Below are 26,744 nucleotides of genomic sequence, written 5' to 3' on the forward strand. Positions count from 1 at the left end.
TCCCTCTTTTCCTTTGTTTGTTGTCTAGTTTCGATTTTTTCAGAAATGGATTTTACCTGAGGAAATCTAGAAGTTTAAATTTAGAAGTGTTTTCTAATTTCGGAATCATTCACCGCCTTGCCTACTTCAAATATAGCAATAAGATTATGCCCTGTCACTTAAAACATATAAGCCTCATCCTCGGTGTGTTAACTATACTACTCTTCACATATCCGCATTGCAAAATGATATTCACCCACTTGATTAATTGGAAATTTTGGTTGCTCTAAATACCAATAATTTATACTTATTGAAGTAAAAAAGAGAACCTTGTATACTTAACATTAGATAAAATAGGGAGGTGACAAAATGGAACAAGAGACAATGCTAAAGGAGATTCTCAATGCGTTAAAGGTTCATTCAGAGTCTATGGATCAAAAGTTTAAAAAAGTAGATGAAAGATTAGATCGCATAGAAAGTCGATTAGATCGAATGGAAAATCGAATGGATCAATTGGAAAATCGAATGGATCAAATGGATACACGATTAGATCGAATTGAGAAGAAAATGGATGGTTTTCGAATTGAATTAACAGAGGCACAGGAAACGGTAGAATTTGTTGCTGTGAAAACGATTCAGCATGAAAAAAAGATACGTGAACTGCATCAGCAATAATAAGATACCCCTCAAGTTACCCGCTTCTCCAACACACTGAATTCCTTTATTTACAGTAAAAGATCAACAAATTACAGGCTCACTCCACATCTAAATTAAAATGTCCTTCTCATTTCCCCTATTCGATGGATTAAGGAATATTTTCCTTTTGGTAAAATATTAGAAAGAACTATGTGTGTATAGTCTTTCTTAAGAATCCTTCATCATTCCGACAAATTTCTCAAACTTTTTTCATGTACTAGCAGGAGATTTATGGGGTAAAATAGAAATGTAATACATAGCCTTTTTTAAAAGGGCTGAGCAGCTTTTTAATGAGAGGTTAAAGATAGCTAATCATTAAGGGGCATGCAGTGTTTGTATAATGAAAAGGAGGAGTTCGCTTATGAATTTTAACATTCGTGGTGAAAACATTGAGGTAACTCCAGCAATTAGAGAATACGTAGAGAAGAAAATTGCTAAATTGGAGCGGTATTTTACAGAATCTCCAGATGCAACTGTTCATGTGAATCTAAAAACGTATCAAGACAAAACCTCTAAAGTAGAAGTGACAATTCCGATGCCGAATTTAGTACTCCGTGCGGAGGAAGTTCATGATGATATGTATGCCGCAATTGATTTAATTACAGATAAATTAGAACGACAAATTCGCAAGCACAAAACGAAGGTAAACCGTAAATTCCGTGAAAAAGGTAATTTACCAGAAATGTTTGTGACTCTAGATGAATCTGAAAGAACACCTATTGAAGATGATCATGATCTTGAATTAGTTCGTCAAAAGAGCTTTGATCTGAAGCCGATGGACAGTGAAGAAGCAATCCTTCAGATGAATATGCTGGGACATAACTTCTATGTGTTCACAAATGCTGATACAAGTCTAACAAATGTTGTTTACAAGCGAAAAGATGGCCGTTACGGTCTGATTGAAGCGCAATAATATGAAAATGGAAATCCCGCTGCTAAAAGTGAAGCAGCGGGATTTTTTATGTTATTATATACGTTTCATTGAATCAGATTGGGAAATATGATAGGAAGCAGTTTTATTTTTTGATATAAGTGTTAAAACTAATAAATAAACAGTGAGAAGCAAGAATGATAGAATTAGATAAACAAAACGGAAGAGGAGAATGGGGATGACGACTGTAAAAGTAAGCCGGAATGAGCCATGTCCATGCGGAAGCGGTAAAAAATATAAAAAATGCTGCGGGAGTAAGGATACGGTTTCTATTACTGATGTGATTGATAAGGAAATATTGGAGCTTCAAAAGGAAGCACGGATGTTTGCTAATCAGCGCTATGAATTTGAGATGCGAAACGATTTTGAAGATTTACTTGATGTGCTGGAAGATGTAGATGATGATGACGAGGATTTCTATGAATTTATGCACCCATTTTGGTTTCTCGTATTTGAGCCGTTGGAGGATGGAGAAACCATTATGCAGAAGTTTATTGAACAGAAGCTTCGTAAGATTTCACGTACAAGAGTGAAAAATATTCTGGAATCATGGAAGAAAGGTTATGCTGTTGCAGGTGTGGTGAAGGCGGATCATGGAAGCAGTCTAATTATTGAAGATACGTTAACTGGAAGAATATATCCCGTTGTGCTGTTTGAACATTCGCGAGGTTATGAGGAAGGTGTGTTTGCTTTTGCGATCTTGCATCGCTATGAGGATAAATTTACTGTTTTTCCTAGCCTCTTTGAACTTTCGATTGAGCATACGGCTGATTATGAAGCTTTTATTCAAAATGAGTTTATGCATTCGGGATACGACAGTCCTGAGGAGTTTCTTGAGGATAACTTCCTAGAATTGATGAATGAGACTCCTGATGCTGCATTATCGCTTGATCTCCAAGGTTTCGAATGGCCAAGCAATGGGGCAAAGATGGTGGCTGATCTTTTTGAAAAGGATATGAAAGCTGCTGGAGAGATTGGCTGGATTATCAATATGGGCGTCATGCTCTGGATGGAATATTGCAAGCAGACAAATAAGAAGATTCAAAAGCCTGAAAACTATGTTTCTGCACTTCGCTATCTTGTTTCCTCGCTGGCTCCGACGAAAGAACAGTTAACACAGAAGCGGTTAGGCGAGATTTATGGCTTAACGGCGAGCCGAGTGTCCAGCTATTATAGTGAAATTTATGATGTGGTAGAGGATCTAATTGGGGATTTTCTGGAACCAGAGCCGAAGCCGAATCAAATGAAAGGCAGTCCTGCACTTGAGGCAGAGCTACAAGCGGTATTAAAGGAAATAGAGGAAAATCAATTTAACAGTATGGATGAAATAAATGAATTCCTGCAGTCTAAATTAGATGGTCCTGCTAAACCGAGAAAGAAGCAAGTACAAAGTATAGAGGACCGAGCACAAGAGCTAATCTATGCAGCTTTTGAATCGAATGGGAAAGAGAGATACAGGCTTGCACAGGAAGCCTTGGAATTAAATCCTGCTCACGCAGATGGATATAATATACTAGCTGAACGGGCAGATTCTCTGAAATTAGCTATCCAGCTTTATGAAAAGGGCATGCGCCTTGGTCGTGATGGGCTTGGTGCAGCATTTTTTCAGGAAAACAAAGGGCATTTCTGGGGGATACTTGAAACAAGGCCATTTATGCGTGCAGCAATGAATTATGCGGTTGCTTTAAAAGGGCTTGGTGAAACAGCAGCTGCAATTACTCAGTATGAAGAGCTGCTTGAATTAAATCCGGGGGACAATCAGGGTGCCCGCTATATGCTGTTTACAGCTTATTGTGAGGATGGACAGGTTCAAAAAGCGGAGGAACTTCTTGAGAGTTATCCTGAAGAAAGCGCATGGGGTACTTACAATCAAGTGTTGGCCGAAGTCTTATCGAATGGGCTAACCAGTAAGGCTGATCAACTGATTCGTGAAGCGAAAAAGGCAAATAAATATGTAATTGATCTATTAACAGGCAAAAAGAAACTTCCGGCTAATATTCCCGACTACTACAGCTTCGGTGATAAAAATGAAGCCGACATATATGTTAGTGAGCATCAACATCTCTGGAAAAAGGTACCAAATTTGAATGAATGGCTTAGTAATTAATCGGAGAGCATGCTGTGCTCTTCGTTTTTATTATGCAAAAATGCTGAGTGGCCCGTAAAATGAAGAAAGTGGCCTGTAAATGAGCCGAAGTGGCCCGTAAATTATTGAAGGTAGCCGATAAAATGAGAATCTGGCCCGTAACTGAAAGATTTAACCGATTTGTTGAAAAAACTCATCATTTAAGCAGGATTATCTCTATGTAAAAACGAATAGTTTGCTAAACTTTAAAAGGGAGAGATAAAATTGATAGTAAATGAACGTACAATTCCTATCAAGATTCAAAAAAGTGAAGTACTTTTAAGAAGAATTCCAGAAAATCATTGGAAAAGAGCAGAAATTGTATCAGATCTGGCCAAACGTTGGGCTGGCTTCAGAGGGGAACAAGCTGTAGATTTTCCTTTAAGTAAACTTCCTGAAAAAGACTATCTAATTTTCCATGGCATACGCCTCTCAAACGGTAAATATTCCTTCCAAATCGATACTTTAATCCTCACCGCCTTTTTCGCACTTATTCTTGAAGTGAAAAACTACGCTGGTACACTTTATTTCGATCCAATACTTGATCAGCTCATTCAAACGAATCCAAACGGGGAGGTAAAGGGATATGCCAACCCAATTGAACAAGCTCGCCAACAACAGATTGAGCTGGAAAAATGGCTGAAAAAACGCAATATCTTCATCCCGATTGAATTCCTAATTATTATCAGCAAGCCCTCGACTATCATCCAAACAGCCCCTGGATACATGAAAATGCTGCAAAAGGTCCTTCATGTTCAATTTCTCCTAAGTAGAATTGAAAAAATAAGCTCGTCCTATAAAAAAGAAATCATCTCATCAAAGGAACTTAAGAAAGTTTGCCGAGCACTTTTAAAAGAGCATACACCAGAAACCTTTGATCCACTGCAATTTTATAAAATCCTAAGTAATGAAATTCTCACGGGTGCCCTATGCGACAAGTGCCAATCTACTTTGCCTCTAGAAAGGCACTACGGAACTTGGTTCTGCCCCAAATGTCAAACAAAAGATAAAAATGCACATATACGTGCGATAAATGATTACTTTCTTCTAAACAATGATCCCTCTATCTCCAATCAGCAATTTCGAGAGTTTCTTCATCTTTCCTCAGCAAGTATTGCGAAAAAATTACTAATTTCAATGAATTTACCATTTAAAGGACATTATAAGGATCGAGTCTATCTGCCACACAACCTTAACCAAGGTAAAACCTAAAACCGCCCCCACACCCCCATAAGTTGTCACCCCCTAGTGAAAGTGGTAATATTAATAGGTATAAATCGATCTTACATGGGAGGATTCTACTAGAAAAAGGCGAATCTTTTCTTAAATAAATACTTATCCATCCTCTCATATCCAATATAAAGGAGCGTTTTAAATGCTTGGGATTTTAAATAAGGTGTTTGATCAAAATAAACGCGAACTAAAACGTCTCACGAGAATAGCTGAACAAGTTGAAGCACTTGCTTCTGATACGGAAAAGTTAACCGATGATGAACTTCGCGGCAAAACAGAGGAGTTTAAAGCACGCTATCAAAAAGGCGAAACGTTAGATGATTTGCTTGTTGAAGCATTTGCCGTTGTTAGAGAAGGGGCAAAACGTGTTCTTGGATTGTATCCATATCCTGTTCAGTTAATGGGGGGAGCTTCCCTTCACGAAGGTAATATTTCCGAAATGAAAACCGGTGAAGGTAAAACACTTACAGCAACGATGCCTGTTTATTTAAATGCATTGTCAGGCAAAGGCGTCCATGTTGTTACAGTCAATGAATACCTTGCTAGCCGTGATGCGAACGAAATGGGAGAGCTGTATGAATTTCTAGGTCTGACTGTCGGCTTGAACTTAAACGGCCTTTCAAAGGAAGAAAAGCAGGCAGCCTATGCAGCTGATATTACGTATAGCACAAACAATGAATTAGGCTTTGATTATCTGCGCGATAATATGGTTCTTTATAAAGAGCAAAAAGTACAGCGTCCGCTATTCTATGCGGTCATTGATGAAGTTGACTCCATTTTAATTGATGAAGCACGTACACCGCTCATTATCTCTGGTACAGCGCAAAAGTCAACGGCACTTTATATTCAGGCTAATGCCTTTGTTCGTACGTTGAAAAAAGAAGAAGATTACACATATGATGAAAAAACAAAAGGGGTTCAGCTGACAGAAGAAGGAATGACAAAAGCTGAGCGTGCCTTTGGCATTGAGAACCTTTTTGACATCACACATGTCACACTGAATCATCATATTACTCAAGCTCTAAAGGCTCATTCAAGCATGCATCTTGATGTGGATTACGTCGTTCAAGAAGGCGAAATTGTGATCGTTGACCAATTTACGGGCCGTTTAATGAAGGGCCGCCGTTATAGTGACGGTCTGCACCAAGCAATTGAAGCAAAAGAAGGCCTTGATATTCAAAATGAAAGCATGACGCTTGCAACCATCACATTCCAGAACTACTTCCGTATGTATGAAAAGCTGGCTGGGATGACAGGTACAGCGAAAACTGAGGAAGAAGAATTCCGCAATATTTACAATATGTATGTCGTTGTGATTCCGACGAACCGTCCAATTGCCCGTGATGATCGTGCAGACTTAATTTATTCATCTACGGATGGGAAATTCCGTGCCGTTGTTGAGGATATTGCCGAGCGTCATAAAAATGGGCAGCCGGTTCTTGTTGGTACGGTTGCGATTGAAACGTCAGAAATCATTTCTAAATATCTAACCAAAAAAGGCGTGCAGCACAATGTCCTGAACGCAAAGAACCATGGACGTGAAGCAGAGATTATCCTGGATGCTGGTAAAAAGGGCAGTGTTACGATTGCGACAAACATGGCCGGTCGTGGTACGGATATCAAGCTTGGTGAAGGGGTCAAAGAATTAGGCGGACTAGCTGTCATTGGTACGGAACGACATGAGAGCAGACGGATCGATAATCAGCTGCGTGGACGTTCTGGTCGTCAAGGGGATCCAGGGATTACCCAATTCTATCTTTCAATGGAAGATGAATTAATGCGCCGTTTCGGTTCAGATAATATGAAATCGATGATGGAGCGTCTTGGTATGGACGATACTCAGCCGATTCAGAGTAAAATGGTCTCAAAAGCCGTTGAATCTGCCCAGAAACGAGTTGAGGGCAATAACTTTGATGCGCGTAAACAGCTTCTTTCCTATGACGATGTTCTACGCCAGCAGCGTGAAATTCTCTATGGACAGCGTAATGAGGTTTTAGAATCAGAAAACCTTCGTGAAATTGTTGAGAAAATGCTCATGACTTCGATTGAACGTAATGTATATGCTTTTGCACCAGCAAATGGGGATGAGGAAGATTGGAATCTCCCTGGCCTGATCGATTATGTGAACGGAAACCTTTTACACGAGGGAGATATCACTGTGGATATGCTCAAGGGTAAGGATACTGATGAAATCGTTGAAGCCATTTTTGCTAAGGTAAAAGAACGCTACGATGAAAAAGAAGAGTATCTGCAGCCTGAGCAAATGCGTGAATTTGAAAAGGTAATCGTTCTTCGTGCGGTTGATATGAAATGGATTGACCATATCGATGCAATGGATCAGCTTCGTCAAGGCATCCATCTTCGTGCATATGGCCAGATTAACCCACTTCAAGAGTATCAGCAGGAAGGCTTCGCAATGTTTGAAAATATGATTGCGGCAGTCGAAGAAGATGTTGCGAAATACATCATGAAGGCAGAAATCCGCAATAATCTTGAACGTCAAGAAGTTGCAAAAGGACAAGCGGTCAATCCAAAGGAAGACGGGGAAAAGGTCAAGAAAAAACCTGTCACTAAGCAGCTTGACGTTGGTCGCAACGATCCGTGTATTTGCGGAAGCGGCAAAAAGTATAAAAACTGCTGTGGGATTTGATTTCTAAGTGATATTTCCAAAAGAATGCCGGCAAGCCGTATTAGACAGCTTGCCGGAGTTCTTTTTTCTTTTCATATGTGATTTTATTGAATAGAGCAGTATAATAATCATACGGCAAAAACATAACACAAAATAATCTAAGAGGTGACAGAATGGAATTAGCAGATATTCGCAATGAACTAGAAAAGATGGCCAAAAGATTAGAAGACTTTAGGGGGTCTCTTTGACTTAGAGAACAAAGAGGCACGGATCGCTGAACTTGATGATACTATGCTTCAGCCAGGCTTTTGGGATGACCAGCAGCAAGCACAAGTTGTTATTGGTGAGCTTAATGGACTGAAAGACCAAGTTCATGAATTATATGATTTAAATGAAACGTTTGAAAACCTTGAATTAACGTATGAGCTTGTGAAGGAAGAAGAGGATCAAGAGCTTCAAGCCGAACTTGAGAGCGAATTAAAGGATCTGGCTAAGCGTCTAAACGACTTTGAACTTCAGCTTCTATTAAGTGAGCCTTATGATAAAAATAATGCGATTCTTGAGCTTCATCCGGGTGCGGGCGGAACGGAATCACAGGACTGGGGTTCCTTGCTTCTTCGTATGTATACACGCTGGGCAGAGAAAAAAGGCTTCAAAGTAGAAACACTTGATTATCTTCCAGGGGACGAAGCGGGAATAAAAAGTGTCACGCTCGGAATAAAGGGACATAATGCATATGGCTATTTGAAAGCGGAAAAAGGTGTACACCGCCTTGTGCGAATTTCTCCATTTGATTCTTCAGGCCGCCGTCATACTTCATTCGTGTCATGTGATGTCATGCCTGAATTTAATGACGAGATCGCCATCGATATTCGAACAGAAGATCTGAAAGTAGATACGTATCGTGCGAGTGGTGCAGGTGGGCAGCATATTAATACAACAGATTCTGCTGTCAGGATCACCCATACTCCAACAGGGGTTGTTGTAACTTGCCAAACAGAGCGTTCCCAAATCAAGAACCGTGATCGTGCAATGAAAATGCTCCAAGCAAAGCTTTATCAACGGAAAATTGAAGAGCAGGAGCAGCAATTAGCAGAAATCCGCGGCGAACAAAAGGAAATCGGCTGGGGCAGTCAAATTCGTTCTTACGTTTTCCATCCTTATTCCATGGTGAAGGATCACCGGACAAATACAGAAAGTGGAAACACGCAAGCTGTGATGGACGGGGAGATTGATCTATTTATTGATGCATACCTTCGTTCGAAGTTGAGCGAGTAGTGGAAGACGATTTTATTTAACAAAGCCTTTGCCCGTTTTAGATGGGGCAAAGGCTTTTTAAAATTGGAATAATTGGAATTTGTCTAAAGATGTGGTGGAGTATTATCTAGACGAGGATTCTTTTCTTTAGTTGGTTGATTTCAGTATCGTGAACTCCGCTTTTTTCACTGAGGTGTTTAATATCAATTTTCGTCCCTGTTAACTCATTTGATATTACACGGAAGGTTTCCTCATGCTGGTCTAACTTTGATTCAATCTGCTTAAAATGGCTTCTAAACTCTGTAGCATTATTATTAACTGTTTCTTCAAGCCTATGAAGACCCTCTTCCACATTGCCAAGTCGCTCTTTAACATTGCTTAACTCAGTTTCCACATTGCCAAGTCGCCCTTTAACATTGCCTAACTCAGTTTCCACATTTCCTAACCGACCTTCAATACTATCTAACCTTGAATCAATTGCATCAAAACGCTTCGAATGTCCTTGTACTTGCTCCAAAATTTCATACAGAATCTTTTCCATTCTCCTCACCTCCTTTTTCGACATTATACCACAGAAAGATATTCCTCATTCTAGAATTCATCTATTTGTAAATAGTTCATGGCAAAATTCCACAACCTACAGATATATTATATGAATCGAAACTTTTACCCCTTTAACACAGCACATGATTGGCATTTACACATGAAAAACTCCGTGATATACTCACTGTCGGTATCTGTCGAAAAAATATTCGAAACATTATAGAAACACATAAATGACTAGTAAAAGGTTATGGATAAATATCCAGCATAAAGGAGAAGGGCTATGCAAAAGAAGAAACGGAATGCTGCGGGTCAGACAAAGACTGGAATAGTGAAGGAGTATATCTATGTTCTGATTGGTGCGGCGATTGTGGCAATTACTTTTAATGTGTTTTTGCTCCCTAACCGGATTGCCTCCGGTGGAGTAAGCGGAATTAGTACGATTTTGGATGCGGTTGTAGGCTGGGAGCCTGCGTATGTGCAATGGGCTTTTAATATTCCGCTCTTTATTGCAGGCGTTGTTTTGCTTGGTAAGCATTTTGGGGCAAAAACGCTCGCGGGCACGATTTTTTTGCCACTTGTCGTATTTATCACAAAGGATCTTGAACCATGGACCAATGATCCGTTGCTTGCCTCGTTATTTGGTGGGATTGGAGTAGGGCTTGGCCTAGGAGTCGTTTTCAGAGGAAATGCTTCAACTGGTGGGACAGATCTTGCAGCACAGATTATTAATAAGTACACAGGCTTGTCTTTAGGTACTTGTGTGGCAATCATAGATGGGCTAATTGTTCTCTCTGCAGCAATTGTGTTTGATATCGAAAAAGGGCTTTACGCTTTGCTTGCATTGTATGTTACAAGCAAAACGATTGATCTTGTTCAGGTTGGATTGGGTCGAACGAAAATGACGATGATCATTACGGAAAAACAAAGTGAAGTTCGTGAAGGAATTTTGAATAAAATTGATAGAGGTGTGACAAAACTAACAGCATACGGTGGTTATACTGATAATGAGCGCCCAGTTCTCATGTGTGTCGTTGATCAAACGGAGTTCACAAAATTGAAACAATTGGTCAAAAGCATTGATCCGACTGCATTTATCATTGTTACCGATGCATCTGAGGTACTTGGAGAGGGTTTCAATCGCGTTTAATATTGGTATAATATAGCTGTAGTATGTAATATTACCAGAGGGGGATTTTTAAGTGAAAAAGAAGCTTCTAGCATTACTTTTAGGATCTTCTCTTGTACTAGCTCTAGCTGCTTGTGGCGGCGGAGATGATGCAAAAGAGACGGATTCAGGTACAACAGGCGGAGAAACAACAGCAAGTGCTGGCGATGCCGAAAAGTTATTCAACCAAAAGTGTTCAAGCTGCCACGGCGGTAATCTTGAAGGAGGCGTAGGCCCAGCACTTGATAAAGCTGGTGCGACTCATTCTAAAGAAGATATCGAAACAATCATTGCTAATGGACAAGGTGCAATGCCTGCAGGCCTACTTAGTGGTGACGAAGCATCACAAGTTGCTGAATGGTTAGCAGCTAAAAAATAATAAATTACAAAGTATATACTACATGAAACGTTCTGTTTAGGCAGAGCGTTTTTTTTTGTAAAGGCAGATGCTCATGAATGCTATTTTTAGACAACTTTCCCCATTGAAAAGAAACTGTAATATTTTTTCAGGGTATTTTGACGAATGTTGATGGTATAATGGAAAATGGATAAAAGAAAAAGCACGATATTCAAAGGAATTTGCTAACTTTTATATATTTTTGTCTGGAAATTGTCGGTTTATGGCGAAATAAATACTTTTGAATGATAGATAATGCTAATTCGTGGGATGAGGCTACGAATTTAATATATATAAACACAATAGATATTGGGTGATAGAAATGATAGAAATGCAGGACGTATATAAGAAGTATCCAAATGGTGTCGTTGCTGCGAATGGAATCGATGTGCGGATCAAACCTGGAGAGTTTGTGTACGTTGTAGGTCCGAGTGGTGCTGGAAAGTCGACATTTATTAAAATGATGTATCGAGAAGAAAAGCCTTCAAGTGGGACAATCCTTATCAATGGAGTGAATCTTGCTAAATTAAAATCAAGCAAGGTGCCTCTGCTTAGACGTAATATCGGAGTTGTCTTTCAGGACTTCAAGCTGCTTCCAACATTAACAGTCTATGAGAATGTGGCCTTTGCACTTGAGGTAACAGAAGAACAGCCGAAATATATTAAAAAGCAGGTAATGGAAACACTGGATCTTGTTAATTTGAAACATAAAGCACGGATGCTGCCAACGGAGCTATCTGGAGGAGAGCAGCAGCGTGTTTCTATTGCCAGATCCATCGTGAATGCGCCGAAAGTTGTTATTGCAGATGAACCAACAGGAAACCTTGATCCTGATACATCTTGGGAAATCATGAACATCTTTGATGAAATTAATACTAGAGGTACAACTGTTGTTATGGCAACGCATAATAAAGATATCGTTAATAAAATTAAGCACCGCGTCATCGCAATTGAAGGTGGCAAAATAGTCCGTGACGAGCAAAGGGGTGATTATGGCTATGAAAGCTAGAACCTTACGCCGTCATTTTAAGGAAAGTTTAAAAAGTCTTGCAAGAAATGGCTGGATGACCTTTGCTTCAGCCAGTGCCGTTACTGTGACACTTATTTTAGTGGGTGTATTTTTCGTCATTATGATGAATCTCAATAAAGTGGCAACCACTATTGAACAGGAAGTTGAAATCCGTGTTCATATTGATGTTGCTGCGAATGAGCAGGATCAGAAGGTCCTGGAACAAAAGATTAAAAGCCTTCCTGAGGTCAAAACGGTCCGCTATTCACCAAAGGATGAGGAGCTTGATAACCTCATTGACAGTTTTGGCGAAGAAGGGGAAGCCTATAAATTATTTGAGCAGGATAATCCTTTAAATGATGTATTAGTCGTAAAAACGAAAGATCCAGAAGATGTAATGAAGGTAGCTGAAAAGCTTGAAAAGATGGAGTATGCTGCCAAAGTTAAATACGGTCAGGGAGAAGTGGAAAAGCTGTTCTCCTTTATTAATGGCGCCAGGAATGTGGGGCTAGTCTTGATCGTAGGTCTATTGTTTACGGCTATGTTCTTAATCTCAAATACAATTAAAATAACGATTGTTTCCAGAAGAAGAGAAATTGAAATTATGAGATTAGTAGGCGCAACGAATGGATTTATCAGATGGCCATTCTTCCTTGAAGGTCTATGGCTTGGGATCCTTGGAGCAGTCCTCCCAATTGTGCTAATTGCTGTGTCTTATCACTATGTATATGACTTCATAGCACCGAGGCTTCAAGGCAACTTTATGGAGATTCTAGCATTTAATCCATTTGTCTACCAAGTCTCCGGCTTGCTACTCCTCATGGGTGCATTAATTGGAATTTGGGGAAGTATGATGTCTGTACGTAAATTTCTTAAAGTATAAATCTGTAAGAGACTGTCCCATAAGTCGACTTTTAGACTAGGGGACAGTCTCTTTTCTATGTGAAAAATAAATGGCCGGTCTGATTGTGAGCAGATAAAAAGTAGAATGCTCGATAAATTTCTCTTTCACTATCATATGTACGTAAAAATAAGCTACTCAAGCTTACCCCAACTAAAAATCCCTCATAACTCGTCCATTTTTATCATATAGTGAATTAGCATCCCTAAAAAGGTTAATTAAATCAAGTGTAGAACTATAAAAAGATGAATAGCACGTAGGAAAGGGAGATGGGGATGAGAAGAAAATGGGTTGCGCTGTTAATGACAGGATCTCTCCTGACTGGAGCGGGCGGGACATATGCGGGTATGCAATGGGTCAATACAAATGCCCCTAAAGTAAGCATCGAAAACCAACCTGCCTACACAGAAGATGAAACGCCGATTTCGCCAAGCAGCGAAGATTTGGAAAAGGTAGAAAAGGCTTATCGTTTAATATTAAATAGCTATGTCAAAAAGGTTGGAGAAGAACAGCTTGTAGAGGGGGCTATTCAAGGCATGCTTTCTACTCTTTCAGATCCATATTCCGTTTATATGAATAAGGAAACGGCTCAACAATTCAATGAAGCATTGGAGTCCTCTTTCGAAGGGATCGGTGCTGAAGTGAGCATGGAGGATGGAAAGATCATCATTGTTTCTCCGTTTAAAGACTCTCCAGCTGAAAAGGCAGGCTTAAAATCTAGGGATCAAATTACTAAGATTGATGGTGAAACGGTTGAAGGACTAGACTTGGTTGAAGCCACATTAAAAATAAGAGGAGAGAAGGGCACAAAGGTACAATTAGAAATTGCTCGTCAAGGAATGACTAAACCTCTTACTGTTGATGTGAAACGGGATGAAATCCCCCAAATTACTGTAAATTCTGATTTGAAAAGACAAGATGGGAAAGCGATTGGCTATCTTGAAATTACCTCTTTTTCAGAAGATACTGCTGATGAATTCGAAGAAAATCTAAAAGCTTTAGAGAAAAAAGGAATAGAAGGATTAGTAATTGATGTTCGTGGAAACCCAGGAGGATATCTTGACGCCGTTCAAGATATTTTAAAGGGGCTTGTGACTAACGAAAAACCATTTGTTCAAATTGAAAAACGAGATGGAAAAAAGAAAAGACTATTCTCTAGTCTAACAGAGACAAAAAAATACCCAATCGCTGTACTTGTCGATAAAGGCAGCGCTTCTGCATCAGAAATTTTGGCAGGTGCGTTAAAGGAAGCGGAAGGGTATACGCTTATCGGGGAAACCACTTTTGGAAAAGGAACGGTTCAACAGCCTGTTCCAATGGGTGATGGAAGCAATATTAAGCTGACGTTATTTAAATGGCTGACTCCAGACGGGAATTGGATTCATGATAAAGGGATTGAGCCGACACTTGAAGTAAAGCAGCCTGCGATTTTCAACACACATCCACTGCAATTGAAAGAGGCTCTAGAGAAGGATATGAATAATGAACAGGTAAAAAATGCGCAGGAGATGCTTGAGGGTCTTGGATATTCACCAGGCCGGAAAGACGGTTATTTCAGTGATTTAACGATGATCGCTGTAAGGGCCTTCCAGCAGCAAAATGATTTAGAGGCAAGCGGGATCATCGACCAAACGACAGCCTCTGCATTAGAGCAAGCAGTTCGAGAAGAATTGAAAAAGGAAGAAAATGATATTCAACTGCAAACCGCATTAAGGTTTTTAGCACGCTAACCCAACTATAACTGCATTATCAGTAGCAAGGAGAGCCTATTCTCCTTGCTATTTTGAGTGTAAAAAATAAATGGTCGGTCTGATTCATTGAACAAGCCTTTATGTACGAAGTAAAACCCGTGCAGTTGAAATGAGGCAGACCGACATTTACATATTTGGTTGTGAGCAGTTGCTCATGAATACTTTTAATTTCAAAAATATTGCAATAGGTTTTGTGTGGACATTTTGGTAGAATAAGAGTAATAGATAATCGAAATGGCACATTCTTTCTTACAGGAAATTATAATAGAGGTTGGTGGATAGGGTGGTTCAAGACTGGCTAATTGAATTATTAAAAGGAACGGGAAAATTATTTCTTCACCCTGTTTTTTATTATCTCTTCTTTATTGCTGCACTCTTGGGGGTTTCCCGTGTAAAAAGGGAACGAAGTGATTTTCATGTTCGAGCAGCGAATGCTTATTTTGAACTGCGGCAGCTTTTTCCACTTGGTTTATTGATTGGGCTTGGATTGTCCTTGGTTTCTATTGCAGCAGGGCTTGTTATTCCAATAGAAACCATTCTATTTACTGCTGTGTTAACCATTTTATTCAGTTTCACAACAAAGATACGCTGGATGGCTCCGGTGTATACATTAGGCTTTGCCTTTTTTGCGACCATTTTTGCAATGGAACAAAAATGGCCATTGCCAACATTCCTAAAAACAACTCACGAAATGGATACATCTATTTTTCCATCCATTGCCGTTCTGCTTGCGCTTCTGCTAATTGGGGAAGGGATACTTATTTTCAGAAACAGCTGGCAGGGCAGTTCTCCTAAGCTGATTAAGAGTAAGCGGGGACAAAGCGTTGGTGTACACGAAGTGAAGCGGCTTTGGATGGTGCCGATATTTCTAGTTATTCCAGGTGAGGCTTTGCAAAGCCCGTTTGAGTGGTGGCCTGTATTCTCAGTTGCGGGGCATACCTATTCAATTATTCTCGTTCCCTTTGCTATCGGCTTTTACCAGCAAATCCAAGGAAATCTACCAATAGAAGCAGCAAAGGCTGTTGGGAAAAGAGTCCTTTGGCTCGGTATCTTCGTGCTTCTCTTGTCTATTTCTGGTTATTGGTCTCCGCTAGCCTCCATTGCGGTTGTCACAATCGCCATTATTGGCAGGGAGCTGATCACATTAAGGCAAAGAATGACAGACGAGAATCTTCCCTTCTATTTTTCAAAAAGAAATCATGGCGTCATGATACTGGGCATTATTCCTGGATCACCAGCTAACCATATGTCATTAAAGGTTGGAGAGCTCATCACGAAAGTAAACGGGGTACATGTCCATGACAAAAAGGGCTTCTATGAGTCCCTTTTGAAAAATCGTGCCCATTGTAAACTGGAGGTTCTTGATACAAATGGACAAATCCGCTTTGCCCAAAGAGCTTTATACGAAGGGGATCATCATGAACTTGGCATCCTTTTTGTGCAGGATGAGCGAAGCAAAGGCAGTGAAGCGGTTTGATGTGAATTTTTCATAGATATGAGGAATCTGTTACTAATTCTATGGAATGGATATTTCATATATAAAATTTTCTTAAAGAGCATGTTTTAATCAATTTTTTTTCAAAACATGCTCTTTAGAGTGGTGAAATATAACTATTGTTATTACATTAAGGAGTAGGTGAGTTAATGGCCAAGTTTTATGCAGTAAAAAGGGGAAGAAAAGAAGGTATATACACTTCATGGAATGAATGCAAAGAACAAGTTAATGGTTTCCCCAATGCATTATATAAATCATTTCCTACATACGAAGAAGCTGAAAGTTTTATAGGTGGGAAGGGCACAGGTGGTTCTTTAGAAGAAACAGAAGAAGGACAAATATCGGAATTAACTGCATATATAGACGGTAGTTATGATGACAGAAAAAAACTGTATAGTTATGCAGGAATTGTATTTTTGAAGAATGGAGAAAGACTAGAGTTTTCACATGCTGATTCTAATTCTTCTCTTATAGCTTTAAGAAATGTTGCAGGTGAAATTAAAGCAGCAATGCACGTTATTGACTTGGCTTTAAAAAATGAAGCTAAATCTATTGATATCTATTATGATTATGTAGGAATTGAGAACTGGGCAAATAAAAGTTGGAAGGCAAAAAACCCCTTTACCCAAAATTATGTAGAATACATCGAATCTGTTAAATCAAATATTGATATCTATTTTAAAAAGGTAAAGTCACATTCTGGAAATAAATTTAATGATGAAGTAGATATATTAGCAAAAAGAGCGATAGAAGATTATGAAATAACAAGTAAAACTACAATATCTTTAAATAAAGAATATAACGAAATGCTTGATGGTTTAAATGCTACTAAAAAATCAGTGAATTTGAATCTTATGATTAATAATGAAATATATGATAGTGATAGAATCTATAGGATTTTTAAGGAGAAGTGGAAATCTAAAGGCAGTAAGTTGAAAGATATTATAGAATTTAAGACTCTTTTGGATATAGAAGAGAGACAAGTTCTTTTTAAAGTCAATACAGGTAGTAATGAAGAAGTTATTAAGTTCGATTTAAAGGAGTTTAGAGAGAATGGCTAAGGGTTTATATATAGATAGGGAGCAATTAGAGGGAGTAATAAAAGCTAATAGTAATTTAAAGCAAATAGAATTAAAAAATCAAGCACAAGGATTTAATAGGTATTATGTAGAAAAAGAGGGTAAAGAATTTTACTTGGACGTATTCTATACGAAAAAAGGAAGAACTACAGTTTTAGCTAATTGTGAAAATGGTAAAGAACTAGAACAAGCTATTATTAATAGTATTGAGTATAAAGAAGTTAAAAGTGGTAGTTTTTCTGCTAAAATGTCTGAGGTTTTTTTTGAATACTTGATTAAGTTTTTGAAAGAGTTACCTAGTGTTTCTGTTTCAGATCCTGAAGACAAAGGGGTTAATGGTACTATATATAGGGTTACAACAAACTTTGGGGATTCTGTTACTTTGACATATTTTAAAACAACTAGTAGAATGTTATATCAAGGACTTTTAATGAAGCTCTATTCAATAATTAAAACATATTTATTAACATTAAATAATACAATTACAGAAACAGAACTTGGAGAGCAAGCGCTTGAAGATAAAGTTCAGCAACATATAAAAATGTATTTCCCAAGAGGTTGGAGCTATTTAGAGCCTACTATTCAAGGGTTTATTAAGGATAGTTTTAACTTAGTTGAGGTCAACACAAAACTTAGTGATTATGCTGCATGGGTTATGCCTGTTATGAGGGTCCTAGAGTATAGAATTAAGAAGATTTGTTTAGACTATAATGTAATAATTGATGATACAAAAGGATTTAGATATTTCACAAATAATATAAATCAAAATGCTACAGATTGGATTTTTTCTATAGATTTCACAAATGATACGGTAACTGGAGTTAATTCGAATATCAGCAGTATGTCACAAGATGCCAAGGATACGATTGTAGAATGTTATGACTTTTTACGTAAAAACCGTCATGAAATGTTTCATGCTACTCAGATTTTGTCCGGTATGAAATTGGTTGAGAAAAGGGAAGATGCTTTACAATTAATTATTGAGGCAAGTGAAAAAATAGAGAAGTCATTAGTATACAATCTGCAAATAAATTAAGGGGTGACTGACGTATGAAAAGATATCACATTTTAGATTTAAAGAGTGACGCGCGTAAAGTGGTAGTAGCTACTTCATACGTCAGTCCTCTTCCTCAAATATATGCTATTGCAAATGAATTAAAGTCTATTGGTTATAAAGGCGAAGTTATATTTGATCTAGTATTATCGAATGGTTTTTCAAGCAATAGGTTATTAAAAACAAATTTTGATGGTGAACAACTCAATATTGGAAAAATAGAAGTTCTAGCCACTTTGAAAAGCAGCATACTTGATGAGCTATATGTATTCTTTTATCAAAACCCTCAGTATGTGCGAGCTAGTAGTTTGTCTGAACCCCAGAAATATGTTTTATTAAATAAGACTTTAGTCGGGGAAATAACAGGAATCACTTGTTGCTAAGGAGTCGAGGAAATTCACGACTTTTTTTCTAATTTAACAAGTATCTCAAAAGATTTGGTAATTATGGAGAGAAATAAAGTGAAAAATATCAAGTAATAATCCATTACATGGTTTTTTTGAAATATAACATGTGATATTTCCTACCCCTAAAATTTTAAAAAGTTGTTGACTTTCTAATTTTTAGAATGTAAAGTAAACATCAAGTTAAACAAATCGAATATGTAAGATACTTCTTATCAAGAGAGGTCGAGGGACTGGCCCTATGACACCTCGGCAACGGACTATATAGTACCGTGCCAAATCCAGCAAGCATGTCTTGATAGATAAGGAGAGGACTAGTGTTGAATAATTATGCCCTCTTCTTTTTCAAGAAGAGGGTTTTTGTTTTTCCAGCATATAAAAAGGCTGGAAAAGTAAATATTTTTACCCCTTAAGCATAGTTTTCATATAGGAATAATAAAAATAAAACTAAATCAATCATTCTTATCGAGAGAGGCAGAGGGACTGGCCCGATGAAGCCTCGGCAGCGGATTCCACAAGGAATCTGTGCCAAATCCAGCAAGCGGATAGCTTGAGAGATAAGAAGAGAATCATTGCTTATAAAAGCATGCCCTCTTCTTGTTTTCAGGAAGAGGGCTTTTTATTTTACCGAAAGGAGAGAGTAAAATGATTGAATTTCAAAACATAAAAAAAGTATATAAAAGCGGGGGACAGGAGGTTGCCGCGCTAAATGGAATTGATTTGACCATTAACGAAGGAGAGATCTTTGGAGTTATCGGGTTTAGTGGAGCAGGGAAAAGTTCATTAATACGCTGTGTTAATTGGCTGGAGCAGCCAACATCAGGCCGCGTCATTGTGGATGGATACGATCTTACTACCTTATCAGCAAAGGAAATTCGTAAGGTAAAAAGAAATATAGGGATGGTTTTTCAGCATTTCAATCTACTAAATTCGAAAACTGTGTTTGCTAACGTGGCCATGCCGCTCGTTTTAGCGAAGGTACCGAAGGAAGAGGTGAAGAAACGGGTTAATGAGCTATTAGAATTTGTCGGTCTGTCAGATAAGGCGAATAATTATCCTGACCAGTTATCCGGGGGGCAAAAGCAGCGGATCGGCATTGCACGAGCACTTGCAACACAGCCATCCATACTCTTATGTGATGAGGCAACTTCAGCTCTTGATCCGCAGACAACAAGTTCGATCTTAGCTCTTTTGCGAAAAATCAATCAGGAATACAATATAACGATTCTCATCATTACCCATGAAATGGCAGTCATTAGAGAAATTTGTGATCGGGTGGCAGTCATTGAAGCAGGAAAAATTATTGAGGAAGGTACGGTTTTCAATGTGTTCTCTTCACCGAAAACAGAGACAGCGAGGAATTTCGTCAGCTCTGTTATGAATGACCAGATTCCAGATTCAATTAAAGAAATTGTCGAGAAAAACGAGGGGCTGCAAAAAGTATTCCGCATCAACTTTATCGGCAAATCAGCCGGACAGCCGCTGCTCTCGCAATTGGCAAAGAAATTCGATATTCATATCAATGTTCTTTTTGGAAATATTACAGAGCTTCAAGGAACGCCTTTCGGGAACTTAATTGTTGAGTTTCAAGGAACGGATAGTGAGATCAGCCGGGCCTTAATGTATATCAGCCAAGAAAAAGTAACGATAAAGGAAGTGAAAGCACATGCTAGTTAATTCAGACAAAATCATCGAGGCACTCGTAGAAACGATTCAAATGGTTGCCTTCTCTCTTTTATTCTCAGCCGTTCTGGGGCTGCCCCTTGGGATTCTGCTTGTCGTCACAAGAAAGGGACATTTACTAGAAAATCTGCCAGTTTTCAATGTGATCAACGGAATTATTAATATATTTCGCTCGGTCCCATTCATTATCTTAATGGTCGCGATCATCCCGGTTACAAGGCTAATCGTAGGCACATCAATTGGTACAGCCGCTGCAGTCGTCCCGCTTGTATTTTATGCAGGGCCTTATATTGCCAGATTAATAGAGAATTCTCTGCTTGAAGTCGAACCGGGCGTTCTTGAAGCAGCACAAGCGATGGGCGCAACACCAGCACAAATCATTTTCAAATTTCTCATTCCAGAAGCGCTAAGCTCATTAGTATTAGCCTTCACGATTGCCACAATCGGTTTGGTTGGTGCCTCTGCTATGGCGGGTGCTGTTGGAGGCGGTGGGCTAGGTGATCTGGCCATTACATATGGCTATCAGCGTTTTGACACCATGGTCATGTTAATTACAGTAGGAATCTTAGTTGTAATGGTTCAAGGTCTACAAACTTTTGGAAATATCTTATCAAAACAAATTAGAAGACGATAATCAGGAGGAAAACACACATGAAAAAATTAGTATTAACGCTCATTATTCTTACATTGGCTATTTTTAGTGTTGCATGCTCAAGTGAAACAAGTGGAAGTGAAAAAGTGAAGGTAAAGGTTGGGGTAAGCGGATCAGATAATCGCATTTGGGACTTCGTTGCGGAAAAGGCAGCGAAAGAAGGCATTGAAGTAGAAATTATAAGTTTCTCAGATTATGTTCAGCCGAATATTGCCCTAGCAGAAGGCGAATTAGATGCCAATGCCTTTCAAACAGTTGCTTACTTTGACTCTTTTATTAAAGAACATAATTTAGATTTAGTGCCAATTGCTACAACTGTTCTTGCCCCTATGGGATTGTACTCAGATAAATATAAGTCTGTTGACGAAATCCCAGAGGGTGGAAAAATTGCGGTGCCGAATGATGCATCAAATATGGGGAGAGCCCTATTGCTCCTAGAAGAAGCGGGTCTGATTACTTTAACAGAAGACTATGATGGCAATGGATCTTTAGATAAAATCGTCGAAAACCCAAAAAATCTTGAAATAATCGAAATGGTTGCGGCTCAAACACCGCGTGTTCTTCCAGATGTAGCCGCTTCGATTATCAATAACGGAATTGCGGTTGATGCTGGTTTCACACCAACGAAGGATTCGATTTACCATGAGAGTGCAACAGCTACTCCATATGTCAATATTATTGCCACACGAACAGAAGACAAGGATAACAAAAACTTAAAGAGACTTGCAGAGCTTTATCAAGAGGATGATGTAGCCGAATTTATTGAAAAAGAATACAAAGGAAACTCTATTCCAACATTTATTCCGTTAAGTGATATTGGCTGGTAATCTTTTCTGCAAAATCTCATGAATGAAAAATACTTGCAAAGTAGGTTGATTGGAGCGGAAAGCGAGTGCCTGCAGCGGAAATCAACCTCTACCCATACTAAGTTTAAATTAGCAATAATATTTGCGAAAACAGCTTAATAAAAAAACCATTCTAGGAGGAAATAAACAATGACTACCCCATTAAAAACAATTGATGAGTTAAAAGAAGCAATTATTCAGAATGTAGAAAGCAATAGAGACCGTTATCTTTCAACGAGCCATCAAATTCATTCAAATCCGGAAATAGGTAATGAAGAGTTTTTCGCCTCTGGCCTGCTGATTGATACTCTAGAGAAAGAAGGATTTGAAGTTGAAAGGGAAGTGGCTGGTCATCTTACATCGTTCCTTGCTCGTAAAAAATCCTTCTTAGAAGGGCCAACCATCGCCTTCTTGGCTGAATATGATGCACTGCCAGGAATTGGTCATGCATGCGGCCATAATATTATCGGAACAACGAGTGTTGGAGCGGCGATTGCTTTAAGCAAAGCTTTAGATGAAACAGGCGGTGAGGTTGTCGTATTAGGGACTCCTGCTGAAGAGGGTGGACCGAATGGAAGTGCAAAAGGAAGTTTCGTCAAGCATGGGCTTTTAGAAGGAATAGATGCAGCGCTTATGGTGCACCCATCTAATCAAACAAGACTGACTAGCACATCTTTAGCTGTTGATCCGCTTGATTTTGAGTTCATTGGGAAGCCGGCACATGCCGCAGCTGCTCCACATGAAGGAATCAATGCACTAGATGCGGTTATCCAGCTTTTTAATGGAATCAATGCTTTAAGACAGCAGTTAAAGGATGACGTCCGTATCCATGGCATTATTACACACGGTGGAGATGCCCCGAACATTATTCCAGAATATGCGAAAGCAAGATTCTTCATCCGTGCTGCAACAAGAGCACATTTAGATGAAGTAACTCGAAAGGTAAAGGCGGTAGCAGAAGGAGCCGCATTAGCAACAGGTGCTAAGCTAAATATCATTGCCTTCCAAAATGAAGTCGATAATCTTCTATTAAATAGGAAGTTTGATGAAGTATTTCATACCATTATCGAAGAACTAGGAGAAACCGTTGTTTTAGACGATAAGGATGGCATTGGTTCGACTGATGCCGGAAATATCAGCCAGGTAGTACCGACCATTCATCCATATATTAAAATTGGCTCTGATGATCTCGTTGGCCATACGGTTCCTTTTAGAGAAGCAGCTGCATCTGCAAAGGGAGATGAAGCCTTAATTACTGGAGCGAAGGCATTAGCATTAACTGGTCTAGAGTTAATTATAAACTCCGAGCGATTGGCAGCAATTAAAGAAGAATTCCAAGAGAGAAAAGCTGCGGAAAGTAAATAGAGACATTTGAGCAGTCTCATAGCACAGGTCTATGGGACAGAATCACTGAAAAAGAGAATGAAGTTGTCTCATAGCTGATGCTTATGAGAAAGAATCCCCGAGAAAGCTAGAGGAACAGTCTCATAGAAAGGTTCTATGAGACAAATCTTCGAAAAAGCCGAAGGAGAAGTCCCATAGAAATGCTCTATGAGACAAATCTTCGAAAAAGCTGAAGGAGAAGTCCCATAGAAATGCTCTATGAGACAATCTTTGAAAAAGCTGAAGGAGAAAGTCCCATAAAAGAGTTCAATGAGACAAAATCTCCAAAAAAGCTTAAAGGCTGTCACATAGAAGAAATCTATATGATAAAATCTCCAAATATAAGCTCAAATGTGAGGCTGACTCAAAAAGCTCGTTTTTTTAACGGTTCTTGAGTCAGCCTCGTTTTTAGAATAGTTACTTTCGCATCTGTTCTTGTGCCATACGTACAAGCTCTTTCACCATATTGCCGCCAATCTCGCCGCCGACTTTTCCTGCTTCTTCTGAGGTTAAGCTGCCATTATAACCTTTATGGAGAGGAACACCGACTTCATTTGCCACCTCATATTTCACATCATCAGGATTTTCTTGATCGATCTCGTATCCTTTATTTTTCATGACTTGATTTTTCAACTGATCCAATGCTCCTCGTGATTCTGGAACGAGCGGGCGTCGTTTTCTTCTAGCCATCTTTAAGCCTCCCTAAAATGGTTATATGATTATCATGTGGGGACAAGCATGGAATCATTCGCTTAAAGCGGGTGGTGTATGTTACCAAAATACGCTATTCTATTGATAGGTGAAATTAGTAAAAGAAGGTGTAATAAGTGGGATTGAAATTTTTATCGGCCTTGCTGATTCCAGGTTTGCTTGTGGTGCTGTTTACAAGAGTGGCTTATAATCATGTGATTGGTCTTGTCCTGACAGTAGCATTAATTGCAGCTTCTGTTTATAAAGGTTACACAGATTCTTTCTGGTTGATCGTAGTGGATGCCTTTTCGTTAACTGTGGGATTTTGGTATGCGCAAAAAATGAGAATGAGATTTCGTAAAAAATCATAATAAAGCCCTGTCGTCCAGTTTCGACAGGTTTTTTTATGGATTTTTCCAGGCGATAGCCATCATAAAAATTCAATCAAACGTTTGATTAACGATACTTTGACCAGATTCCTCTTAATAATGGATCATGCGATATAATTCGCGAGAAAAGAAAGGAGAATTTCTCGGGAAATTGTCGAGTGGAAATGATTGCAAAATGACGACTAACCCCAATGAAAAAATCTAATCAAACGTTTGATTAACAAAACTTCGACAATATTCTCCCTTCTTTGATAATAGCCAATCTAACATCACAACAAACAGAAAAATAAAACGAATATCCGTTCGTATATTGCTGGTTTGTTTTAACCGCTTTGTGGTAGAATGATTATATAGAATTGAAGTTAAATAATGACAAATCAGCCAGTATATCAATAGACAATTTCAAACATTTTCATAAACCGAGCTAGAGCTAATAGAGAATAGAATAATCGAACTGGAGGCATGTAAGTGAAGGATCAATTTAAACTCGTTTCAAAGTATTCGCCACAGGGTGATCAGCCAGAGGCAATTAGGCAAATTGTCGAGGGCATTCAATCTGGAAAACGCCATCAGACACTGTTAGGAGCAACTGGAACAGGAAAAACCTTTACCATTTCCAATGTAATAAAAGAAGTGAATCGTCCTACATTAATCATTGCTCATAATAAAACCCTTGCTGGTCAGCTATACAGTGAATTTAAAGAGTTCTTTCCAGATAATGCCGTTGAGTATTTTGTTAGCTATTATGATTACTTTCAGCCGGAAGCCTATGTTCCATCGACAGATACTTTCATAGAAAAGGATTCAAGTATTAATGATGAGATAGATAAGCTTCGCCACTCGGCAACATCTTCACTGTTTGAACGTAAGGATGTTGTTATTATTGCAAGTGTGTCATGTATTTATGGCTTGGGTTCTCCCGAGGAATACAGAGAACTTGTCTTATCTCTTCGCACAGGAATGGAAATTGAAAGAAATCAATTGCTGCGCAAACTAGTAGACATTCAATATGAACGCAATGATATGAACTTCCAGCGTGGGACTTTTCGTGTTCGTGGGGATGTCGTTGAAATTTTCCCAGCTTCTAAAGATGAACATTGTTTGCGGGTCGAATTTTTCGGAGATGAAATTGATCGTATCCGAGAAGTAGATGCATTGACTGGCGAAATTATTGGTGAACGTGATCATGTCGCTATTTTCCCAGCATCCCACTTCGTTACCCGTGAAGAAAAGATGCTTGTAGCTATTCAAAATATTGAGAAGGAATTAGAAGAACGATTAGCGGATTTGCGTGAAAATAACAAGCTGCTTGAAGCACAGCGCTTAGAACAGCGAACTCGTTATGATCTGGAAATGATGAGGGAAATGGGCTTTTGTTCAGGGATTGAGAACTATTCCAGACATTTGACATTAAGGCCCGCAGGCTCAACACCTTATACGCTGTTGGATTACTTCCCTAAGGATTTATTGATCGTCATTGATGAGTCCCATGTTACGCTTCCGCAAATACGCGGGATGTACAATGGGGACCAAGCACGGAAGTCCGTTCTTGTTGAACATGGGTTCCGTCTGCCTTCAGCATTGGATAATCGGCCACTGATGTTTCCAGAGTTTGAAAAGCATGTTAATCAAATTGTCTATGTATCTGCAACACCTGGTCCATATGAGCTTGAACATACACCAGTGATGATTGAGCAAATTATTCGACCGACTGGATTGCTTGACCCAACAATAGATGTCCGCCCAATTGAGGGACAAATTGATGATATGATTGGTGAAATCCAAGATCGAATTAAGCGGAATGAACGGGTATTAATTACCACGTTAACAAAGAAAATGTCCGAGGATCTAACCGATTATTTAAAGGAAATTGGCATTAAGGTGCAATATCTCCATTCTGAGGTAAAAACACTAGAGCGGATTGAAATTATCCGTGAACTCCGAATGGGGACCTATGATGTATTAGTTGGGATTAATCTTTTAAGAGAAGGGCTGGATATTCCTGAGGTCTCACTCGTTACCATACTAGATGCTGATAAGGAAGGTTTCCTTCGATCTGAACGTTCTTTGATTCAAACGATCGGTCGTGCGGCTCGGAATGCGAACGGGCAAGTTATTATGTATGCAAACCGAATAACTAATTCAATGGAATTAGCTATTAGCGAAACAAATCGGCGCCGAAAATTGCAGGAGGAGCATAACCGAAAGCATGGGATTACGCCACAAACGATTCAAAAGGAAATCCGAGATGTTATTCGTGCGACACATGCGGCTGAAGAGCAAGAAGAGTACAAGGCTTCCTCACAAATTGGCAAGCTGAATAAGAAAGAACGTGAAAAGCTGATTACGAGTATGGAAAAAGAAATGAAGGAAGCAGCAAAAGCACTCAATTTCGAACGGGCTGCTGAGCTGCGTGATTTACTATTAGAGTTGAAAGCGGAAGGATGACGT

General features: G+C 39.0%; 23 protein-coding genes and 2 riboswitches. Of the genes, 21 read left to right on the top strand and 2 right to left on the bottom strand.

What is annotated here, in order from left to right:
- The first annotated feature begins 348 nt into the window (after positions 1-348).
- From ACFYKT_RS09255 to prfB, 6 genes are all read left to right on the top strand, one after another.
- A complete protein-coding gene (locus ACFYKT_RS09255; protein WP_389218650.1) occupies positions 349-654 on the top strand; it encodes a hypothetical protein in 306 nt (101 codons plus the stop codon).
- Between the two features lie 382 nt (positions 655-1,036).
- On the top strand, positions 1,037-1,588 hold the full coding sequence (gene hpf, locus ACFYKT_RS09260) for a ribosome hibernation-promoting factor, HPF/YfiA family (protein WP_389218653.1): 552 nt from the start codon (positions 1,037-1,039) through the stop codon (positions 1,586-1,588).
- A 196-nt stretch (positions 1,589-1,784) separates the two neighbouring features.
- Positions 1,785-3,713 carry an SEC-C metal-binding domain-containing protein gene (locus ACFYKT_RS09265; RefSeq protein ID WP_389218655.1) on the top strand — a complete coding sequence of 643 codons (1,929 nt, stop codon included), beginning with the start codon at positions 1,785-1,787 and terminating at the stop codon, positions 3,711-3,713.
- A gap of 243 nt (positions 3,714-3,956) precedes the next feature.
- Complete coding sequence (locus ACFYKT_RS09270) at positions 3,957-4,943, top strand: nuclease-related domain-containing protein (protein ID WP_389218658.1); 987 nt, start codon at positions 3,957-3,959, stop codon at positions 4,941-4,943.
- 163 nt (positions 4,944-5,106) lie between these two features.
- Positions 5,107-7,614, top strand: coding sequence for a preprotein translocase subunit SecA (secA, locus tag ACFYKT_RS09275; RefSeq protein WP_389218661.1), 2,508 nt, complete (start codon positions 5,107-5,109; stop codon positions 7,612-7,614).
- A gap of 152 nt (positions 7,615-7,766) precedes the next feature.
- Positions 7,767-8,871, top strand: a protein-coding gene (gene prfB, locus ACFYKT_RS09280) for a peptide chain release factor 2 (RefSeq protein ID WP_389218664.1) whose coding sequence is annotated in 2 segments (ribosomal slippage) — positions 7,767-7,838 and positions 7,840-8,871 — 1,104 coding nt in all. Because the reading frame shifts where the segments join, the coding sequence is not laid out codon by codon here.
- 106 nt (positions 8,872-8,977) lie between these two features.
- Here prfB and ACFYKT_RS09285 read toward each other — a convergent pair.
- The gene (locus ACFYKT_RS09285; RefSeq protein ID WP_389218667.1) at positions 8,978-9,391 is read right to left on the bottom strand and encodes a hypothetical protein; all 414 of its coding nucleotides are present in this window, start codon (positions 9,389-9,391) and stop codon (positions 8,978-8,980) included.
- Positions 9,392-9,676: 285 nt separating this feature from the next.
- Between ACFYKT_RS09285 and ACFYKT_RS09290 the strand changes: the two genes are divergently transcribed.
- From ACFYKT_RS09290 to ACFYKT_RS09350, 13 genes are all read left to right on the top strand, one after another.
- Complete coding sequence (locus tag ACFYKT_RS09290) at positions 9,677-10,543, top strand: YitT family protein (RefSeq protein WP_389218670.1); 867 nt, start codon at positions 9,677-9,679, stop codon at positions 10,541-10,543.
- Positions 10,544-10,595: 52 nt separating this feature from the next.
- Positions 10,596-10,940, top strand: a complete 345-nt coding sequence (gene cccB / locus ACFYKT_RS09295) for a cytochrome c551 (RefSeq protein ID WP_389218673.1) — start codon at positions 10,596-10,598, stop codon at positions 10,938-10,940.
- A 340-nt stretch (positions 10,941-11,280) separates the two neighbouring features.
- On the top strand, positions 11,281-11,967 hold the full coding sequence (gene ftsE / locus ACFYKT_RS09300; protein WP_389218677.1) for a cell division ATP-binding protein FtsE: 687 nt from the start codon (positions 11,281-11,283) through the stop codon (positions 11,965-11,967).
- Positions 11,957-12,850, top strand: coding sequence for a permease-like cell division protein FtsX (gene ftsX, locus ACFYKT_RS09305; protein ID WP_389218680.1), 894 nt, complete (start codon positions 11,957-11,959; stop codon positions 12,848-12,850). Before ftsE ends, ftsX begins: the two co-directional genes overlap by 11 nt.
- 293 nt (positions 12,851-13,143) lie before the next feature.
- On the top strand, positions 13,144-14,598 hold the full coding sequence (locus ACFYKT_RS09310) for a S41 family peptidase (RefSeq protein ID WP_389218683.1): 1,455 nt from the start codon (positions 13,144-13,146) through the stop codon (positions 14,596-14,598).
- A 304-nt stretch (positions 14,599-14,902) separates the two neighbouring features.
- Complete coding sequence (locus ACFYKT_RS09315; protein ID WP_389218686.1) at positions 14,903-16,096, top strand: PDZ domain-containing protein; 1,194 nt, start codon at positions 14,903-14,905, stop codon at positions 16,094-16,096.
- Positions 16,097-16,263: 167 nt separating this feature from the next.
- The gene (locus ACFYKT_RS09320) at positions 16,264-17,175 is read left to right on the top strand and encodes a ribonuclease H1 domain-containing protein (RefSeq protein ID WP_389218689.1); all 912 of its coding nucleotides are present in this window, start codon (positions 16,264-16,266) and stop codon (positions 17,173-17,175) included.
- The gene (locus ACFYKT_RS09325; RefSeq protein WP_389218692.1) at positions 17,168-18,229 is read left to right on the top strand and encodes a type II toxin-antitoxin system RnlA family toxin; all 1,062 of its coding nucleotides are present in this window, start codon (positions 17,168-17,170) and stop codon (positions 18,227-18,229) included. Before ACFYKT_RS09320 ends, ACFYKT_RS09325 begins: the two co-directional genes overlap by 8 nt.
- 14 nt (positions 18,230-18,243) lie before the next feature.
- Positions 18,244-18,630, top strand: coding sequence for a type II toxin-antitoxin system RnlB family antitoxin (locus tag ACFYKT_RS09330; protein ID WP_389218695.1), 387 nt, complete (start codon positions 18,244-18,246; stop codon positions 18,628-18,630).
- A 230-nt stretch (positions 18,631-18,860) separates the two neighbouring features.
- Positions 18,861-18,960, top strand: a riboswitch (SAM riboswitch).
- 150 nt (positions 18,961-19,110) lie between these two features.
- A riboswitch (SAM riboswitch) is annotated at positions 19,111-19,215 on the top strand.
- A gap of 81 nt (positions 19,216-19,296) precedes the next feature.
- Complete coding sequence (locus ACFYKT_RS09335; RefSeq protein ID WP_389218698.1) at positions 19,297-20,328, top strand: methionine ABC transporter ATP-binding protein; 1,032 nt, start codon at positions 19,297-19,299, stop codon at positions 20,326-20,328.
- Positions 20,318-20,968: a methionine ABC transporter permease gene (locus ACFYKT_RS09340; protein ID WP_389218701.1), complete on the top strand. Its 651-nt coding sequence runs from the start codon at positions 20,318-20,320 to the stop codon at positions 20,966-20,968. The genes ACFYKT_RS09335 and ACFYKT_RS09340 overlap by 11 nt, the downstream gene beginning before the upstream one ends.
- 17 nt (positions 20,969-20,985) lie before the next feature.
- Positions 20,986-21,813: a MetQ/NlpA family ABC transporter substrate-binding protein gene (locus ACFYKT_RS09345; RefSeq protein ID WP_389218704.1), complete on the top strand. Its 828-nt coding sequence runs from the start codon at positions 20,986-20,988 to the stop codon at positions 21,811-21,813.
- Between the two features lie 168 nt (positions 21,814-21,981).
- A complete protein-coding gene (locus tag ACFYKT_RS09350; RefSeq protein ID WP_389218707.1) occupies positions 21,982-23,196 on the top strand; it encodes a M20 family metallopeptidase in 1,215 nt (404 codons plus the stop codon).
- 435 nt (positions 23,197-23,631) lie between these two features.
- Here the strand turns inward: ACFYKT_RS09350 and ACFYKT_RS09355 are convergent, their stop codons facing one another.
- Positions 23,632-23,904, bottom strand: a complete 273-nt coding sequence (locus ACFYKT_RS09355) for an alpha/beta-type small acid-soluble spore protein (RefSeq protein ID WP_389218709.1) — start codon at positions 23,902-23,904, stop codon at positions 23,632-23,634.
- A 137-nt stretch (positions 23,905-24,041) separates the two neighbouring features.
- On the opposite strand from ACFYKT_RS09355, the gene ACFYKT_RS09360 reads away from it, so the two are divergent.
- Both ACFYKT_RS09360 and uvrB read left to right on the top strand, forming a co-directional pair.
- Positions 24,042-24,275, top strand: a complete 234-nt coding sequence (locus ACFYKT_RS09360; RefSeq protein ID WP_389218711.1) for a CsbA family protein — start codon at positions 24,042-24,044, stop codon at positions 24,273-24,275.
- A gap of 486 nt (positions 24,276-24,761) precedes the next feature.
- Complete coding sequence (uvrB, locus tag ACFYKT_RS09365) at positions 24,762-26,741, top strand: excinuclease ABC subunit UvrB (RefSeq protein WP_389218713.1); 1,980 nt, start codon at positions 24,762-24,764, stop codon at positions 26,739-26,741.
- Positions 26,742-26,744: the final 3 nt, after the last annotated feature.

The organism is Cytobacillus mangrovibacter (genome assembly GCF_042865275.1).
In the GTDB taxonomy this organism is placed as follows: domain Bacteria; phylum Bacillota; class Bacilli; order Bacillales; family Cytobacillaceae; genus Cytobacillus; species Cytobacillus mangrovibacter.